This is a genomic window from Streptomyces sp. NBC_01267 (genome assembly GCF_036241575.1).
In the GTDB taxonomy this organism is placed as follows: Bacteria; Actinomycetota; Actinomycetes; order Streptomycetales; family Streptomycetaceae; genus Streptomyces.
Window position 1 is genome coordinate 2,421,364 of the sequence record NZ_CP108455.1, and the last position, 16,910, is coordinate 2,438,273.

The 16,910-nt window shown below is 70.7% G+C and carries 10 protein-coding genes and 1 pseudogene; all 11 read right to left on the reverse strand.

Features of this window, described 5'->3' with window-relative positions; all coding sequences use genetic code 11:
• Window positions 1-159: 159 nt before the first annotated feature.
• The 11 genes and pseudogenes from OG709_RS11140 to mrdA all read right to left on the reverse strand — a co-directional run bounded on the left by OG709_RS11140 (window position 160) and on the right by mrdA (window position 16,872).
• Window positions 160-1,665, reverse strand: a complete 1,506-nt coding sequence (locus tag OG709_RS11140; RefSeq protein ID WP_250298415.1) for a bifunctional cytidylyltransferase/SDR family oxidoreductase — start codon at window positions 1,663-1,665, stop codon at window positions 160-162.
• 282 nt (window positions 1,666-1,947) lie between these two features.
• Window positions 1,948-3,387 carry a GTPase ObgE gene (obgE, locus tag OG709_RS11145; protein WP_326694905.1) on the reverse strand — a complete coding sequence of 480 codons (1,440 nt, stop codon included), beginning with the start codon at window positions 3,385-3,387 and terminating at the stop codon, window positions 1,948-1,950.
• 139 nt (window positions 3,388-3,526) lie between these two features.
• Window positions 3,527-3,781: a 50S ribosomal protein L27 gene (gene rpmA / locus OG709_RS11150; RefSeq protein ID WP_250298418.1), complete on the reverse strand. Its 255-nt coding sequence runs from the start codon at window positions 3,779-3,781 to the stop codon at window positions 3,527-3,529.
• Between the two features lie 14 nt (window positions 3,782-3,795).
• Window positions 3,796-4,116: a 50S ribosomal protein L21 gene (rplU, locus tag OG709_RS11155; protein ID WP_164265538.1), complete on the reverse strand. Its 321-nt coding sequence runs from the start codon at window positions 4,114-4,116 to the stop codon at window positions 3,796-3,798.
• Window positions 4,117-4,381: 265 nt separating this feature from the next.
• Window positions 4,382-4,867 (reverse strand): hypothetical protein, encoded by a 486-nt coding sequence (locus OG709_RS11160; protein WP_326694904.1) that lies wholly within the window; start codon window positions 4,865-4,867, stop codon window positions 4,382-4,384.
• A 167-nt stretch (window positions 4,868-5,034) separates the two neighbouring features.
• Window positions 5,035-9,108, reverse strand: a complete 4,074-nt coding sequence (locus tag OG709_RS11165) for an Rne/Rng family ribonuclease (protein WP_250298420.1) — start codon at window positions 9,106-9,108, stop codon at window positions 5,035-5,037.
• Between the two features lie 284 nt (window positions 9,109-9,392).
• Window positions 9,393-10,226, reverse strand: coding sequence for a TIGR03936 family radical SAM-associated protein (locus OG709_RS11170; protein WP_250298421.1), 834 nt, complete (start codon window positions 10,224-10,226; stop codon window positions 9,393-9,395).
• 338 nt (window positions 10,227-10,564) lie between these two features.
• Window positions 10,565-12,490, reverse strand: a complete 1,926-nt coding sequence (locus OG709_RS11175) for a TIGR03960 family B12-binding radical SAM protein (protein ID WP_250298548.1) — start codon at window positions 12,488-12,490, stop codon at window positions 10,565-10,567.
• Between the two features lie 52 nt (window positions 12,491-12,542).
• Window positions 12,543-13,430, reverse strand: a pseudogene (locus OG709_RS11180) (CHAD domain-containing protein); the annotation flags it as partial.
• A 72-nt stretch (window positions 13,431-13,502) separates the two neighbouring features.
• Window positions 13,503-14,693 carry a rod shape-determining protein RodA gene (rodA, locus tag OG709_RS11185; protein ID WP_250298422.1) on the reverse strand — a complete coding sequence of 397 codons (1,191 nt, stop codon included), beginning with the start codon at window positions 14,691-14,693 and terminating at the stop codon, window positions 13,503-13,505.
• 4 nt (window positions 14,694-14,697) lie between these two features.
• On the reverse strand, window positions 14,698-16,872 hold the full coding sequence (gene mrdA, locus OG709_RS11190) for a penicillin-binding protein 2 (RefSeq protein ID WP_266643187.1): 2,175 nt from the start codon (window positions 16,870-16,872) through the stop codon (window positions 14,698-14,700).
• Window positions 16,873-16,910: the final 38 nt, after the last annotated feature.

The following is a 16,910-nucleotide window of genomic DNA, read 5'->3' on the forward strand; positions in this document are numbered from 1 at the left end:
TGTGGCACGCACCACACCCCGCTCCTTCTCCCGTCCCATTTGTCGGTCGGCTTATCTGGGGGAATTGTGAAGGCGAGGCCTCACGCATTCGGGCCTCTGCGATTCGCGTGAAGCGATCACAGAGGCCCGAAAAAAGCTTCCAGTTTTGCTCAAGAAGTATTACACATCTTCCTGACGGTCCAACACCGAGGCCAGGGCCTGCTCGAACCCTGAGGCGTCCGCGCTGGCGTCGCGGGTCGGGTCCTGCTGGCGTACGTCGATGACATGGCCGGTCAGCTCGGACAGCAGCACGTCCAGCGAGGTACGGGCCACCGCCTCCGAGGAGAGCAGGCTCCCCTCGGGCTCCTGGCCGAATGCCTTGGTCCGCATCGGCGTTGCCGTGCGCTCCGGGTTGACGCAGTTGACGCGGATCCCGTCGCCCGCCCATTCGTCGGAGAGGGCCTGGGTGAGATTCACCATGGCCGCCTTGGTCGACGAGTAGAGGCTGTACTCGGCGCGGCCCCGCGTGTAGCTGCTGGAGGTGTAGAGCAGCAGCTGGCCCTTGGTCTCCGCCAGGTACTTGTACGAGGCGCGCGCGATCTGCACCGGCGCCAGGTAGTTGACGTTCAGCGCTTCCTGGATGGTCGTGTTGTCGGTCTCGGCCAGCTTGCCGATGCGCAGCACGCCCGCGGTGTTGATGACGTAGTCGATCCGGCCGGTCTCCGAGTACGCCTTGGAGAGGGCGTCGTCGACGTGCTCCGGGTTCTCGACGTGCGTGCCGGTGGTGGAGCGGCCCAGTGCGTACACCTTGGCCCCGTAGGACTCGGCGATGGTGGCGATGTCCGCGCCGATCCCGTACGAACCGCCGAAGACGACCAGGGTCTTGTCGGCGAGCAGCTCGCGGTAGGCGGCCTCGTCGGCCTGGCGCGGGGCGGCGGTGGAGGCCAGCTGGAACAGCTTGTCGGTGATGAAGACGTCGACCGGCTGGGTGACCTTCATGTTGTACTCGTCGCCCGCGACGACGTAGATCGGCACGTCCGGCAGGTACTTGAGCACGACCGAGCAGTCGTCGGTGGCCTGGAAGTTCGGGTCACCGGACGCGACGGCGTACGCCCTGCGGATGGTGGAGAGCTTGAACGCCTGCGGGGTCTGGCCGCGGCGGAGCCGGGAGCGGTCCGGGACCTCGGTGATGAACTCGCCGTCCTCGCCGTGGGTGCGGGTCACGATGATCGTGTCCGCGGACGGGATGGCGACGTCGACGGCCTGGTAGCGCTCCAGCGCGTCCACACAGTCCTTGATCACGCGCTGCGAGAGCAGCGGGCGCACGGCGTCGTGGAAGAGGACGTTGCGGTCCTCGCCCTCGGCCAGGCCCTCGCCGAGGGCCGCGATGGCACGCTCGGTGGTCTCGTTGCGGGTGGAGCCGCCCTCGATGATCCGAGTCACCTTGGTGAGGCCGGACTTGGCGACGATCTTCTCGATGTCGGGTACGTAGCCCGGCGCCATCAGCACGATGACGTCGTCGATGGAATCAGCCTGCTGGAAGATCGTCAGCGTGTGCTCGATGACAGCCTTCCCGGCGATCTTCAGCAGTTGCTTGGGGATCGACAGACCCACGCGCTGGCCGGTACCACCGGCGAGAACGACTGCTGTAGTCCGGGGCTTGGTTGCTTTGTGCTGCACAGACACAGACGACCTACCTTGCGATGACGAGGGAACGGTGTGATGGTCGCACTCTCCGTGACCGTCTCGCAAGATGGACGCCAAGCCTCCACAACCCTTGCGATACCGCCTGTTCACCCTAAGGGCAGGAAGGTCACTCGAATCCCACCTGCCACGGTGAGTGACCGACGCCACAGGGGCGGACCTGAATCACTTCAGGTCCGCCCCTGTGGCCGGGTGCGCGGGGCCGCCCTTCGGGCGGCGGCAAACGGTCCGACGGCGCGGCGCAGGCGGACTTTCAAACGCGTCCTAGAACGGGTCGAACTCGTCGTACTCCTTGTCCGAGTCGTCCCGCTCGGCCTCGCGGTCCCTGCGGCGCTGCGCCGCGGGCCTCGGGGCCTCCATCCGGTGGTCCTCACCGCGGCGGCCGAGCATCTCGGCGCCCGCCGTCAGCGTCGGCTCCCAGTCGAAGACGACCGCGTTGTCCTCGGCGCCGATGGCCACGCCGTCACCCGCACGGGCACCGGCCTTGAGCAGCTGGTCCTCGACCCCGAGGCGGCTGAGGCGGTCGGCGAGGTAACCGACGGCCTCGTCGTTGCTGAAGTCGGTCTGGCGGACCCAGCGCTCCGGCTTCTCGCCCCGTACGCGGTAGACGCCTTCCTCCTCCTCGAAGGTCACCGTGAAGCCCGCGTCGTCCACGGCCTTCGGGCGGATGACGACCCGGGTCGCCTCCTCCAGCGGCTTCGCGGCGCGCGCCTCGGCGATGATGCCGGCCAGCGCGAACGACAGCTCCTTCAGGCCGAGATGCGCCACGGCGGACACCTCGAAGACCCGGTAGCCACGCGCTTCCAGATCCGGGCGGATCATGTCGGCGAGGTCCTGGCCGTCGGGGATGTCGACCTTGTTCAGGGCGACGATGCGCGGCCGGTCCTCCAGACCGCCGTACAGCTTGAGCTCCTCCTCGATCATGTCGAGGTCGGAGAGCGGGTCGCGGTCGGACTCCAGCGTGGCCGTGTCCAGGACGTGCACGAGCACCGAGCAGCGCTCGACGTGCCGCAGGAACTCCAGGCCGAGGCCCTTGCCCTGGCTGGCTCCGGGGATGAGCCCGGGGACGTCCGCGATGGTGTAGACGGTCGAACCGGCCGTCACCACACCGAGGTTGGGGACGAGCGTGGTGAACGGGTAGTCCGCGATCTTCGGCTTGGCCGCGCTCAGCACGGAGATCAGCGAGGACTTGCCCGCGCTCGGGTAGCCGACGAGCGCCACGTCGGCGACGGTCTTCAGCTCCAGGACGATGTCCCGCGACTCGCCCGGCTCGCCGAGCAGCGCGAAGCCGGGGGCCTTGCGGCGGGCCGAGGCCAGCGCGTGGTTCCCGAGGCCGCCACGGCCGCCCTGGCCCGCGACGAACGTGGTGCCCTGGCCGACGAGGTCGGCGAGGACGTTCCCTGCCCTGTCGAGCACCACGGTGCCGTCGGGCACGGGCAGGACGAGGTCCTGTCCGTCCTTGCCGGAGCGGTTGTCACCGGCGCCGGGCTGGCCGTTGGTCGCCTTGCGGTGCGGGCTGTGGTGGTAGTCCAGCAGCGTGGTCACGGCCTGCTCGACGACGAGGATGACGTCGCCGCCCCGCCCGCCGTTGCCGCCGTCGGGTCCGCCGAGCGGTTTGAACTTCTCACGGTGTACGGAGGCGCAGCCGTGGCCTCCGCTACCCGCGGCGGCATGCAGCTCGACGCGGTCCACGAAGGTGGTCATGGGTGTGCCTCCAGAAAGTACGAAATTTGTCTCAGACCGACCGGTCATACGTGTAACACGACAAAGGCGGACCAGCTTCCCGTAAGCAACGGGAAACCTGGTCCGCCCTCGACAGATCGCTCTACGGCAGCCTGAAAGGTCAGGCGACCGGAACGATGTTCACGACCTTGCGGCCACGGTGCGTGCCGAACTCGACCGCACCGGGGTTCAGCGCGAACAGCGTGTCGTCGCCGCCACGGCCGACGCCGGAGCCCGGGTGGAAGTGGGTGCCGCGCTGGCGGACCAGGATCTCACCGGCGTTGACGACCTGACCGCCGAAGCGCTTCACGCCGAGCCGCTGAGCATTGGAATCGCGCCCGTTCCGAGTGGACGATGCGCCCTTCTTATGTGCCATGTCTCCTCAGTCCCTTACTTCGCAGCCGCGGGGATACCGGTGACCTTGATCGCCGTGTACTGCTGGCGGTGACCCTGGCGACGGCGGTAGCCGGTCTTGTTCTTGTAGCGAAGGATGTCGATCTTCGCGCCCTTGTGGTGATCCACGACCTCGGCCTGGACCTTGATACCGGCAAGCACCCACGGGTCGCTGGTGACGGCGTCGCCGTCGACCACGAGCAGGGTCGAGAGCTCGACCGTGTCGCCAACCTTGGCGGTGGGAATCTTGTCAACCTCAACGATGTCGTCGACAGCAACCTTGTGCTGGCGACCACCGCTGCGCACGATGGCGTACACGCGGATCTCTCTTTCGCTCGGAATCGGCCCTCTGAAGCCAGCCGCCCACACGGGTCCGGGGACCCGTGACGATCCGGATGGGACGAGCGGCCTCTCCCGGCGGAGCCAGGAGGGAGTTGCTCAGAGGTGCGACGTACAGGAAACACGCCGATGGGTAAGGCTACGGGGCCGGGCGCGGAGGGTCAAACCGGCCCCCTTCGACCGTGCACAAGGCCTCCCGCAATGCCTCCCGCAATGCCTCCCGCGCGGTCTCACCCCCGGTCGCTCACCGCCGTACGCGCAGCCGCCCGCGCAGCCGCGCGCCGAGCGAGGGTCTCGGTGGGAACAGCCGTTCCGTACTGACCACCATGTGCCCCGCCGCGTCCACGTGCGCCGCGGCCTTGTACGGGTCCGCACGGCCCCACCGGCGGGCCAGCGGCATCGGCAGCCCCGCGGCCCGCAGCGGGATCTCGTACGGGGCGCCGGCGACGTCCAGCGAGACGCGCACGGGGAGCGTGGCGTCGCGGCGTTCCACCGGGAACCGGGCGCGGACGGCCGTACCGCCGCCGTCCGGGGTCGCGGTGCGGGTGGTCCCGCCCTGCCGGACAGGTCCCAGATGTACGGCGGCAGTGCCGGGGTCGGCGGCTCCCCCGATCCGTACCACCAGCTCCAGCGAGAGTGCCTCACCGTCCTGGAGCCAGCGCGAGGAGAGCAGTTCGACGGTCTCCGCGAACCGCCCGGAGGCCACCGTCGCATCGGGTACGCCGCCCACACCATCACCTCAGCAGTCTCTCGATGTCGCCGCACGACCTCACTGCACGACATCCTCCGGCCCGCGTGCCCGGCTGTCCGGCGATTCCGGAAAGGCGCACACAGCAGAGGTGCGGCTCCGCCAAGGAAACCGCACCTCCGGGGTGACTGCTACTTGCGCGACGGCTGTCAGTCCTCCGTGGAGGCCGAGACCGCGGACGGCGCGTCCTGCTCCGCCGCCACGGTCTTCTTGGAAGCCTTCTTGGCCGTCGTCTTCTTGGCGGCCGTCGTCTTCTTCGCCGCGGTCTTCTTGGCGGCGGCCTTCTTCGCCGGCGCCTTCTTCGCCGTCTTGCGCGCGGCCGTCTTCTTGGCCGGCGCCTCCGGCTCCGCGGTCGGGGCCTCCGCCTGGGCGGGGGCCTCGTCCGACGGGGCTTCCACCACGACGACAGCCGCTTCGGCCGCGCCCGCGGGGGCGGTGGCCTTACGGGTCGCGCGGCGGCGGGCCCGCGGCGGCGCGGGCTCGGCGACCGGCTCCGGGGCTGCCTGCGGCTCGTCGGCCACCGGGGCCGGAGCCTCCGCGACGACGATCTCGGCAGCCTCGTCGGCGACCTTGGGCGCGCCGGCCGGAGCCGTCGCCTTACGGGTCGCCCTGCGGCGCGTACGGGCCGGAGCGGCCTCCTGGACCGGCTCGGCCTCGACGACCGGCTCCGGGGTCACCGGCTCGGGTGCCACCGGCTCCTCGGCGACCGGCTCGGCCACCGTCTCCGGCTGCGCCGCCCTGGGCGCACCGGCCGGGGCCGACACCTTGCGGGTCGCCCTGCGACGGCCACGGCTGCGCGTGGCAGCCGCCTCCGCCTCTGCGGGGCTGCTGTACAGGTCCTCGTCCGGTACGAAGCTCTCCTGCGGCTCCGCGACGTCCGCGTACCCGGCCTCCGGCTCGTGGTCGTCGGCCTGGTCGTGGTCGTGGTCCTGCTCGTGCGTGTGCTCGCCGGTGTGGTCGTGGTCGCCACCCGCGGAGCCGCCCCGGCCGCGCTTCTTGGCGCGCTTCCCGCCACCGCCGCCGATCGCCGTCGGCTGCTCCATGTGCACGATCACGCCGCGCCCGTTGCAGTGGACGCAGGTCTCGGAGAAGGACTCCAGCAGACCCTGCCCCACCCGCTTACGGGTCATCTGGACCAGTCCGAGCGAGGTGACCTCGGCCACCTGGTGCTTCGTACGGTCCCGGCCCAGGCACTCCAGCAGCCGCCGCAGCACCAGGTCCCGGTTGGACTCCAGCACCATGTCGATGAAGTCGACGACGACGATGCCGCCGAGGTCGCGCAGCCGCAGCTGACGCACGATCTCCTCGGCCGCCTCCAGGTTGTTCTTGGTGACGGTCTCTTCCAGGTTGCCGCCCTGGCCGGTGAACTTGCCGGTGTTGACGTCGACCACGACCATCGCCTCGGTCTTGTCGATCACCAGCGAGCCGCCGCTCGGCAGGTAGACCTTGCGGTCCAGCGCCTTCATCAGCTGCTCGTCGATGCGGTACGTCGCGAAGACGTCCACCTCGGAGGTCCAGCGCGAGAGCCGGTCAGCCAGGTCGGGGGCGACGTGGGCGACGTAGCCGTGGATGGTGTTCCACGCGTCGTCACCGCTGACGATGACCTTCGAGAAGTCCTCGTTGAAGATGTCGCGGACGACCCGGACGGTCATGTCCGGCTCGCCGTAGAGCAGCGTCGGCGCGTTGGAACTGCCGCCGCTCTTCGCCTTCTTCTCGATGTCCTCCCACTGCGCCTGGAGCCGTTCGACGTCGCGGCGCAGCTCGTCCTCGCTGGCGCCCTCGGCGGCGGTACGGACGATGACGCCCGCGTCCTCGGGGACGATCTTCTTGAGGATGGTCTTCAGACGCGCGCGCTCGGTGTCGGGCAGCTTGCGGCTGATGCCGGTCATGGAGCCCTCGGGCACGTAGACCAGGTAGCGGCCGGGCAGCGAGACCTGGCTGGTCAGGCGGGCGCCCTTGTGGCCGATCGGGTCCTTCGTCACCTGGACGAGGACGGACTGGCCGGACTTGAGCGCGGTCTCGATACGGCGCGGCCCGTGGGCCATGCCGAGCGCCTCGAAGTTCACCTCACCGGCGTACAGGACGGCGTTGCGGCCCTTGCCGATGTCGACGAACGCGGCCTCCATCGACGGCAGCACGTTCTGGACCTTGCCCAGGTAGACGTTGCCGACGTAGCTGGTGGCCTGCTCCTTGTTGACGTAGTGCTCGACCAGGACGTTGTCCTCCAGGACACCGATCTGGGTGCGCTCGCCGTGCTGGCGGACCACCATCACGCGCTCGACGGCCTCACGGCGGGCCAGGAACTCGGCCTCCGTGATGATCGGGACGCGGCGGCGGCCCTGCTCGCGGCCCTCGCGGCGGCGCTGCTTCTTCGCCTCCATACGGGTCGAGCCCTTGATGGACTGGACCTCGTCGAAGCCGGTGCCGGGCTCGCGCTCGGCTTCCTTCTTGCGCGGCTCGCGGACCTTGACGACCGTACGCTCCGGGTCGTCGGCCACCGCGTCGGCGTCGGTGCCCGAGTCACCGCTGCGACGGCGGCGACGCCGGCGGCGGCGGCTGCTGCTCGACCCGGAGGCACCGTTGTCGTCGGTGTCGGTGTCGCTGTCGCCGTGGTCGTCGCCGTCCGTGTCCTGGTCGGCGGCGTCGCGGGACTCGCCCTCGTCGGCGCCTTCGGACTCGTCGTCGTGCTGGTCGTTGTGGTGCTCGTCCGTCTCCGCGGACTCACCGCGGCGACGGCGGCGGCCACCCCGGCGGCGGCGGCGCGAGGGGCGGTCGCCGTACTCGTCGGACTCCTCGCCCCCGCCCTGCGCGTCCTCGGACTCCGGCTCTTCCTCGACGGGCTCCTCGGCCGCGGGCGCGGCCACCGGCTCGGGGGCCTTCTCGGCCTCGGCGGGCTCGCCACGGCGACGGCGACGACGGCCGCGCGAGCCGCCGTGCGACGCGGACTCGGCGGGCTCGGGGGCCTTCACGGTCTCCTCGACGCCCTCCTCCTCGTCCTCGATGTCCGTGATCTCCTCGACCGGCTCCGCGGACCTGGCAGCAGCGGCAGCAGCGGCGGTCTCCGGCGTCTGGAACATCGGCTCGGCGAAGACGGGCGCCTGGAACACGGCCACGGCGGGACGCTGCGCCCGGCGACGGGAGCGGGCCGGCTCGGCGGGCTCCGCGGGCTGCGGGGCCTTCTCCTTCTCGGCCACCGCGGTGAACTGCGGGGACTCGGCCCTGCGGCGCTTACGTCCGCGGGGCGCCGCCTCCGTCTCCTCGGCCAGCGCCTCGGCGACGGCCTCGGGCAGGCTCTCGCCCGCGGCCTCGGGCTGGGCGATCTCGGGCTCCGGGGTGGCGACGGGCGCGGTGGCACGGCGGCGGTTACGGCCGCGCGGCGCCTCGACGGGGGCTTCGTCGGCCTGCGGCGCCGGCTCTTCGGCGGCGGGCTGCTCGACAGCGGGCGCGGTCGCCTTACGGGTCGCGCGGCGGCGGGCGCGCGGCGGAGCGGCGTCCTGCGCCACCGGGGCCTCGTCGGCCGCTGCGGTCTCCGGCTCGGCGGCCACGGGCTCGGCGGCCGGGGCCTCCGCGCTCTTCGGCGCACCGGCGGGTGCGGTCGCCTTACGGGTGGCACGACGGCGGGCGCGCGGCGGGGCCGCGTCCGGGGTCTCATCGACCACAACGGCCTCCGGCTCAGCAGCGGCCACGGGGGCCTGAGTGGTCTGCGGGTCTTCCACAGGTGTGCCGGTGCCACGGGTGGCACGACGGCGGGTCCGCGCGGGCGGCGCCGCGTCGGCCTCTGTGTCCTTGGCGTCCTTGGCGTCCTTGACGGATCCGGCGGTCGCCTCGGTCACCGGTGCACCCGCGGGGGCGGAGGCACGGCGGCGGCCCCGCGGTGCGGGCTCCGCGGCCTCGGCGGTGACCGGGGTGTCGGCGATGTCCGTGGGGCGGGTCTCCGCCGGCTCGGCGGCCTTCGCGGCGCCCGCCGGAGCGGTCGCCTTACGGGTCGCGCGGCGGCGGACGGGCGGAGCCGCCTCGCCGGTCGCCGATCCGGCCGCGGTACCCTCCGCGGCCGGTATGGCCGGCGTCACCACTTCGGCCGCGTCCGCGGCGGCGTCGCGCGCACCGGCCGGGGGCCCGGCGGGGCGTGATGCCGCGCGGCGCCTGCGGCGCGGCGGCAGCGTGTCGCTGGGACTGGTCTCTTCGTTCGCTCCGGTGGTACCGGATTCGTTCGACTCAAGCATGCGGGCGGTTCTCCCGTCACGCTCCCGGGCGCCGCGTCTGTTTCCGGTCCGGCACGGTCCGCGTCTGATGCGCGGTTCCGCTCGTCCGGGGCGCGGGCGCCGCACGGGAGCTGATGTCTGGCTCGCCGGTTCCCTACGCGATGTACGTACGGCCTGGCGAAAGTCTTCTGGTCAGTGCGCTGCCCGACCCAGGTGGCTCCCGGATCCAAGGGCTGCGCTACAACGACTGTCCTTACGCGGCGGGACCGCTCCCAGGCCCTGAAGGGCCGGGGAGGCACCCCCTCCTACGCCGTCGCGGGTGTCCCCCCGGCGGAAAGCCGGTGGGAGGCCGTCCCGGCGGCCGTGGGTGGAGCGGCCGGGGCTGCCTCGCGGTCGGGCGAGAGCGGGTCGGTCACCGTGCCGGACTCCTCGTCGAAGAGCCCCTGCGCCAGCCTGGTCACCGCTGCGGGGACCGGCGGCGCGAGGTCGGCCACAGCGTGGAGACCGGACAGGACGTCGTCGGGTCGCACAGCAGGCGTCACGTGCCGAACAACCAGCCGCAGTATCGCACAGCGCTCACCCCCCGGCCTATTGACGAGGTCCGTGCCGTCCGCTCCGGTGGCGTCGGCGCGCGCACCGGGCTCGGGGCGGACGGCCACCAGCTCGGCCACGGCGCTGCGGGCGTCGAAGGTCCGCACACCGTTCTTCGTACGGCGCTGGACCTCGACGGTCCCGGCCGCGACGAAGGCCGCGACGGCCCGCTCCGCTTCCTCGAACTCGACGCCGTCCAGGCGCAGTTCCCATACGGACGCGGTCAGCCGATCGGCGAGACCCGAGGTGCGCGCCTCGACCGCGTCGGTGATGTCGAGCCCGTCGGGGAGTGATTCGTCCAGGAGCTGCCGCAGCTTCTCCGGGTCGCGCGCCTCGGTGAGCGCGATCTCCAGGAATTCGGCCTCGCTGCCGGTGCCGGTGGGTGCGGCATTGGCGTACGAGACCTTCGGGTGCGGGGTGAAGCCCGCCGAGTACGCCATGGGCACCTCGGCTCTGCGCAGTGCCCGCTCGAAGGCGCGCTGGAAGTCACGGTGGCTGGTGAACCGGAGGCGGCCGCGCTTGGTGTAGCGCAGTCGGATGCGCTGCACCGCCGGAGCGGGCGGCGGGCCTTCGGGCTGTCGCTTGCCCAGTGGTTCTTCTCCTCGGTGCGGGGCTGGCGCGGGGGACGCGCCGCCCTACGGCGGGGTTCCCGGGGTACCCGGACCGGCTCACCCCGGTCCGGCTCTGTGCCGGACAGGGAGATCTCTGGCCTCGGTACCACGTCGGGGACAGTCGTTTCTACTACCCAGAGTACGCGTACGGGGCACCACAGGTTCCCGGACCCGGACGGGCACGCTCCGCCGACCGGGGGACGCCCCGTGGTACGCCACTGCCCGGCCGCGGAGTTCCGTGGCCGGGCAGTGTGCCGGTCGGTGACCGGCGGGGGCTACTTGACGACCGTCAGCGGCAGCAGCTTCTTGCCGGTGGGGCCGATCTGGATGCTGGTGTCCATCTGCGGGCAGACGCCGCAGTCGAAGCACGGCGTCCAGCGGCAGTCCTCGACCTCGGTCTCGTCGAGCGAGTCCTGCCAGTCCTCCCAGAGCCAGTCCTTGTCGAGGCCGGAGTCGAGGTGGTCCCAGGGCAGGACCTCCTCGTACGTGCGCTCACGGGTGGTGTACCAGTCGACGTCCACGCCGAAGTCCGGGAGCGTCTGCTCGGCGGCCTTCATCCAGCGGTCGTAGCTGAAGTACTCGCGCCAGCCGTCGAAACGTCCGCCGCCCTCGTACACCGCGCGGATGACCGAGCCGACCCGGCGGTCACCGCGTGAGAGCAGGCCCTCGACGATGCCGGGCTTGCCGTCGTGGTAGCGGAAGCCGATCGAGCGGCCGTACTTCTTGTCGCCGCGGATCTTGTCGCGCAGCTTGGTCAGCCGGGCGTCGGTCTCCTCGGCGGAGAGCTGCGGGGCCCACTGGAACGGGGTGTGCGGCTTGGGCACGAAGCCGCCGATGGACACCGTGCAGCGGATGTCGTTCTGTCCGGAGACCCGGCGGCCCTCGGCGATGACGTTGACCGCCATGTCGCCGATCTGCAGGACGTCCTCGTCGGTCTCGGTGGGCAGGCCGCACATGAAGTACAGCTTCACCTGGCGCCAGCCGTTGCCGTAGGCCGTGGAGACCGTACGGATGAGGTCCTCCTCCGAGACCATCTTGTTGATGACCTTGCGGATGCGCTCCGAGCCGCCCTCGGGCGCGAAGGTCAGGCCGGACCTGCGGCCGTTCCTGGTCAGCTCGTTGGCGAGGTCGATGTTGAAGGCGTCGACCCGGGTGGACGGCAGCGAGAGGCCGACCTTGTCCTCGGTGTAGCGGTCGGCGAGGCCCTTGGCGATCTCGCCGATCTCGGTGTGGTCGGCGGAGGAGAGCGAGAGCAGCCCGACCTCCTCGAAACCGGTCGCCTTGAGACCCTTCTCCACCATGTCGCCGATGCCGGTGATGCTTCGCTCCCGCACGGGGCGCGTGATCATGCCGGCCTGGCAGAAACGGCAGCCGCGGGTGCAGCCGCGGAAGATCTCGACGGACATCCGCTCGTGGACGGTCTCGGCGAGGGGCACGAGGGGCTGCTTGGGGTACGGCCACTCGTCGAGGTCCATCACGGTGTGCTTGGAGACACGCCACGGGACACCCGGCCGGTTCGGCACGGTGCGTCCGATGCGGCCGTCGGGCAGGTACTCGACGTCGTAGAAGCGCGGGACGTACACCCCGCCGGTCCTCGACAGCCGGAAGAGCACCTCGTCACGGCCGCCGGGGCGGCCCTCCGCCTTCCAGGCGCGGACGATCTCGGTGATCTCCAGGACGGCCTGCTCGCCGTCGCCGATGACCGCGCAGTCGATGAACTCCGCGATCGGCTCGGGGTTGAAGGCCGCGTGGCCGCCCGCGAGGACGATCGGGTCCTCGACGGTCCGGTCCTTGGCGTCCAGCGGGATGCCCGCCAGGTCCAGGGCGGTGAGCATGTTGGTGTAGCCGAGCTCGGTGGAGAAGCTCAGCCCGAAGACGTCGAAGGCCTTCACGGGCCGGTGCGCGTCCACGGTGAACTGCGGGACCTGGTGCTCGCGCATCAGCTCTTCGAGGTCCGGCCAGACGCTGTAGGTGCGCTCGGCGAGGACGCCCTCACGCTCGTTCAGTACCTCGTAGAGGATCATGACGCCCTGGTTGGGCAGGCCCACCTCGTACGCGTCCGGGTACATGAGGGCCCAGCGGACGTCGCATGCGTCCCAGTCTTTGACAGTGGAGTTCAGTTCACCGCCGACGTACTGGATGGGCTTCTGGACGTGCGGGAGAAGCGCTTCCAGCCGCGGGAAGACCGACTCGACAGGCATGGTGGTGTCTCTCATGAGCGGGCAGGGGTGACCATCCAGCGTACCCCGGCGGTCAGCTGTCCGGCGCCGTCCGGAGATCCACCGCCGATGCCTTCGCCCACACCTTCGGCAGTTCCCGCTCCCGCTCGGCGGCCTGCGCCGCCTCCTGCCCGTACAGCAGTCCCCAGGTGAACGACGGCTCGCCCGCCGCCTGGGCCTGGATCGCGAGCGTCCGCAGGGCCCGGCGGGCGGTCACGCTGTCCTGGTGGTCGCCGAGCACGGTCTGGACCGCCTTCGTCCGCTGCGCGCACAGCGTGGCGGGCGGGCCCAGCGCGGGCGCCGCCGCCTCGGCCGCGTACCGGACCCGCTTGGCCGCCTTGCGCGCGTCGTGCATCGCCAGGTCCCGGGGCTCCCCCGGGGGCAGCGCCAGCGCGTGCCCGATCCGGGCCGCCAGTCTGCGGTGCGCCCGGAGTACCGCCGCGGGCAGTACCTGCGCGGCGGGGCGGTCCGCGGCGGGCAGCAGCGGCGGTGCGGTGAGCAGCGCGTCGAGGGCGTCGAGCAGCGCGGGGTAGCGCGCGCCGTCGAGTACGTCCTCCGTCCTGCGCCGGGATCCGGTCCGCCCGGCGACGGTCCAGATCCGCAGCCGGCCGCGGACCGGGCCCAGCAGGAGCGCGTCGGGGAGCGCGTCGATCCGGGCGGTCAGCCGCTCGGCGAGGACCTCCTGGTCACGGTCCACGCCCAGTTCGGCGGCGAGCCATTTGAGCTCGTCGGCGACGGGGTCCGTGACGGTCGGGTCCAGGACCTCCCGGTAGGCGCGGAAGGCGCTGCGCAGTCTGCGGGTGGCCACGCGCAGCTGGTGCACGGCGTCGGGGCGGTCACGCCGTACGGCGGGGTCGCTCGCGGCGAGCGCGGCGGCCTGGGCCTGCACGTAGGCCAGCACCCGGCCGCCCGCGGTGTCGGGCCCGGGGGCCGTCCCGCTCCCCCGCCCGCCTTCCGCCATGTCACGCACCTCACGCACCTCACGCCGGAACGGTCAGGCGGACATGGGCCGTTGCACCCGGATCGACTGGAGCAGCCCGATCGCGATCCACACCGCGAACATCGACGAACCGCCGTACGACACGAACGGCAGCGGCAGTCCCGCCACCGGCATGATGCCGAGCGTCATCCCGATGTTCTCGAACGCCTGGAAGGCGAACCAGGCGATGATCCCGGCCGCCACGATCGTGCCGTACAGCTCCGTCGCCCCGCGGGCGATCCGGCAGGCGCGCCACAGGACGACTCCGAGCAGGACCAGGATCAGTCCGGCGCCGAGAAAGCCGAGTTCCTCGCCCGCGACGGTGAAGACGAAGTCGGTCTGCTGCTCGGGGACGAACTGCCCGGTGGTCTGCGAGCCGTGGAAGAGCCCCGTGCCGTGCAGTCCGCCCGAACCGATCGCGATCCGGGCCTGGTTGGTGTTGTAGCCGACGCCCGCCGGGTCCAGCGCGGGGTTGGCGAACGCGGCGAAGCGGGCGATCTGGTACTCGTCGAGCAGACCGGCCTTCCAGACCCCGATGGCGCCGACCACCCCGGTACCGAGGAGTCCGAGCACCCAGCGGTTGGAGGCGCCCGAGGCCAGCAGGACGCCGAGGATGATCATCACCAGCACCATGACCGAGCCGAGGTCCGGCATCAGCATGATGATCACGATCGGGATGGCGGCCACCCCGAGGGCCTTGACGACCGTGCGGTTGTCGGGGGTCTCCTGGTCGCCCGCGTCCACCCGGGAGGCGAGGATCATCGCCATCCCCAGAATGATCGTGATCTTGGTGAACTCGGAGGGCTGGAGGGAGAATCCGCCGCCGATGACGATCCAGGCGTGCGCGCCGTTGACGGTCTGGCCGAGCGGCGAGAGCACCGCGAGGATCAGCAGGACGGAGAGCCCGAACAGTACGGGCACCGCCCCGCGCAGGGTCCGGTGGCCCAGCCAGATCGTGCCGATCATCAGGCCGATCCCGATGCCGGTGTTCATGGCATGGCGCAGCAGGAAGTAGTACTGGTCGCCGTGGGTGAGCGAGTCACGGCCACGCGTCGCCGAGTACACCAGCAGCGAGCCGATGAACGACAGCGCGAGCGACGACATGAGCAGGGGCCAGTCCAGCCTGCGCACCACGGAGTCGCGGGCGACCAGTTTGGACCAGGAGCCCTGTTCGGGCGCGTACCGCGCTACGGAGAAACCGCCCATGGTCCTAGTCCTTCCTTCCCAGCCCCGCAGCGATCTGCTGCTGGCCCGTCGGCGGCAACTTCTTCGGCGGGTTGGGGTCGTACGGCTTGACCTTCGGCGAGACGATCGAGCCGTCCTGGCTGATCTTCGGCAGGGACTTCTCGGGGTGCGGCAGCAGGGCCCTCTTCGGATCCTGGTGCCCGGAGTCGTCGAGACCGTAGAGCGCGTTGTAGATCTTGCGCACGGCGGGCCCGGATCCTCCGGAGCCCGTACCGCCCTGGGAGATCGTCATGACGATCGTGTAGTCCTTGGTGTACGTGGCGAACCACGAGGTCGTCTGCTTGCCGTAGACCTCGGCCGTACCGGTCTTGGCGTGCATCGGGATCTTGGACTGGGGCCAGCCCTGGAACCGCCAGGCGGCGGTTCCGTTGGTCGCGACGCCCGCGAGTGCGCCGTCGATGTCCTTGCGGGTCGCCTGGTCCATCGGCAGCTTGCCGTGCGACGTGGGCGCGATCTCCTGGACGGTCTTGCCGTCCGCGCTGACGATCGCCTTGCCGATGGTCGGCGTGTAGAGCGTGCCGCCGTTGGAGATCGCCGAGTAGATGTCCGCCATCTGGATCGGGGTGACGAGCGTGTCGCCCTGTCCGATCGAGTAGTTGACGGAGTCACCGGGACGCATCTGGTAGCCGTCGCGGCAGTTCTCGTACGCGATCCGCTCGACGAAGCTGCCGTCCTTCTTGCCCTGCTTGCACCACGCGGCCTTGTTCGCCGCGTAGAAGTTCTTCTTCCACTGGCGGTCCGGGACCCGGCCGTTGACCTCGTTGGGCAGGTCCACGCCGGTGGTCTTGCCGAGGCCGAACTGGTGGGCGGTCTTGTAGAACCAGTCGTTCGGCTTCTTCTTCGGGTTGATGCCCCCGTCCTTCTTCCACTCGTCGTGGGCGATCCCGTAGAAGACGGTGTCGCAGGAGACCTCCAGCGCGCGGCCGAGGGTGATGGGGCCGAAGTTCTCCGACTCGAAGTTCTGGAAGGTCTGGTTGCCGATCGAGTAGGAACTGGTGCACGGGTAGTGCCCGTTGAAGGGGTAGCCCGCGTTGACCGCGGCCGTGGTGGAGACGACCTTGAAGATGGACCCGGGGGCCGCCTGGCTCTGGATCGCCCTGTTCAGCAGGGGGAAGTCGGAGTCCTTACCGGTGAGCGAGGCGTAGTTCTTGGCGGAGATGCCACCGACCCAGTCGTTGGGGTCGTACGTCGGGTTGGACGCCATCGCGACGACGCGGCCGGTCTTGGCCTCCATGACGACGACGGATCCCGAGTCGGCCTTGTAGTTCTCGTGGGTGACCGAGTCGTACTCCTTGCGGGCCGTCTTCATGGCCTCGTCGAGCTCGCGCTCGGCGACGCCCTGGACGCGCGCGTCGATGGAGGTGACGATGTTCGACCCCGGCTGGGCCTTGTCGCTGGCGGCCTGGCCGATGACCCGGCCGAGGTTGTCCACCTCGTAGCGGGTGACTCCGGCCTTGCCGCGCAGCTCCTTGTCGTACGTACGCTCCACGCCGGAGCGACCGACCTGGTCGGACGTCAGATACGGCGACGAGGTCTTCTTGGCCTTGTTGACCTCTTCGTCGGTGACCGGCGAGAGGTAGCCGAGCACCTGCGCGGTGTTGGCGTTGGCGGGCGCGGCGTAGCGGCGTACGGCGGTGGGCTCGGCGGTGATGCCCGGGAAGTCCTCGGAGCGCTCACGGATCTGGAGCGCCTGCTGGGTGGTGGCCTCGTCGGTCACCGGGATCGGCTGGTACGGAGAGCCGTTCCAGCAGGGCTGCTTGGTCTTCGCGTCGCAGAGCCTGACCTTGTCCAGGACGTCCTGGGGCTTCATGTCCAGGACGTCGGCGAGGCGGATGAGGACGGCCTTGCCGTCGTCCTTCATCTTGGTGAGCTTGGAGCGGCTCGCGGAGACGACGAGACGGGTCTCGTTGTCGGCGAGCGGCACCCCGCGCGCATCGAGGATGGAGCCGCGCACGGCGGGCTGGACGACCTGCTGGACGTGGTTGTTCTTGGCCTCGGCCGTGTACTCCTGGCCGTTGCGGATCTGGAGGTACCAGAGCCGGCCGCCGAGGGTGAGGAGGAGGGAGAAGACCAGGATCTGGATGACGACGAGCCGGATCTGGAGCCGCGTGGTCCGCCCGGTCTCGGGAATATTGCTCACAGCGATGCCCCACTGGTTGTCCTGCTGGGGGTTCGGGG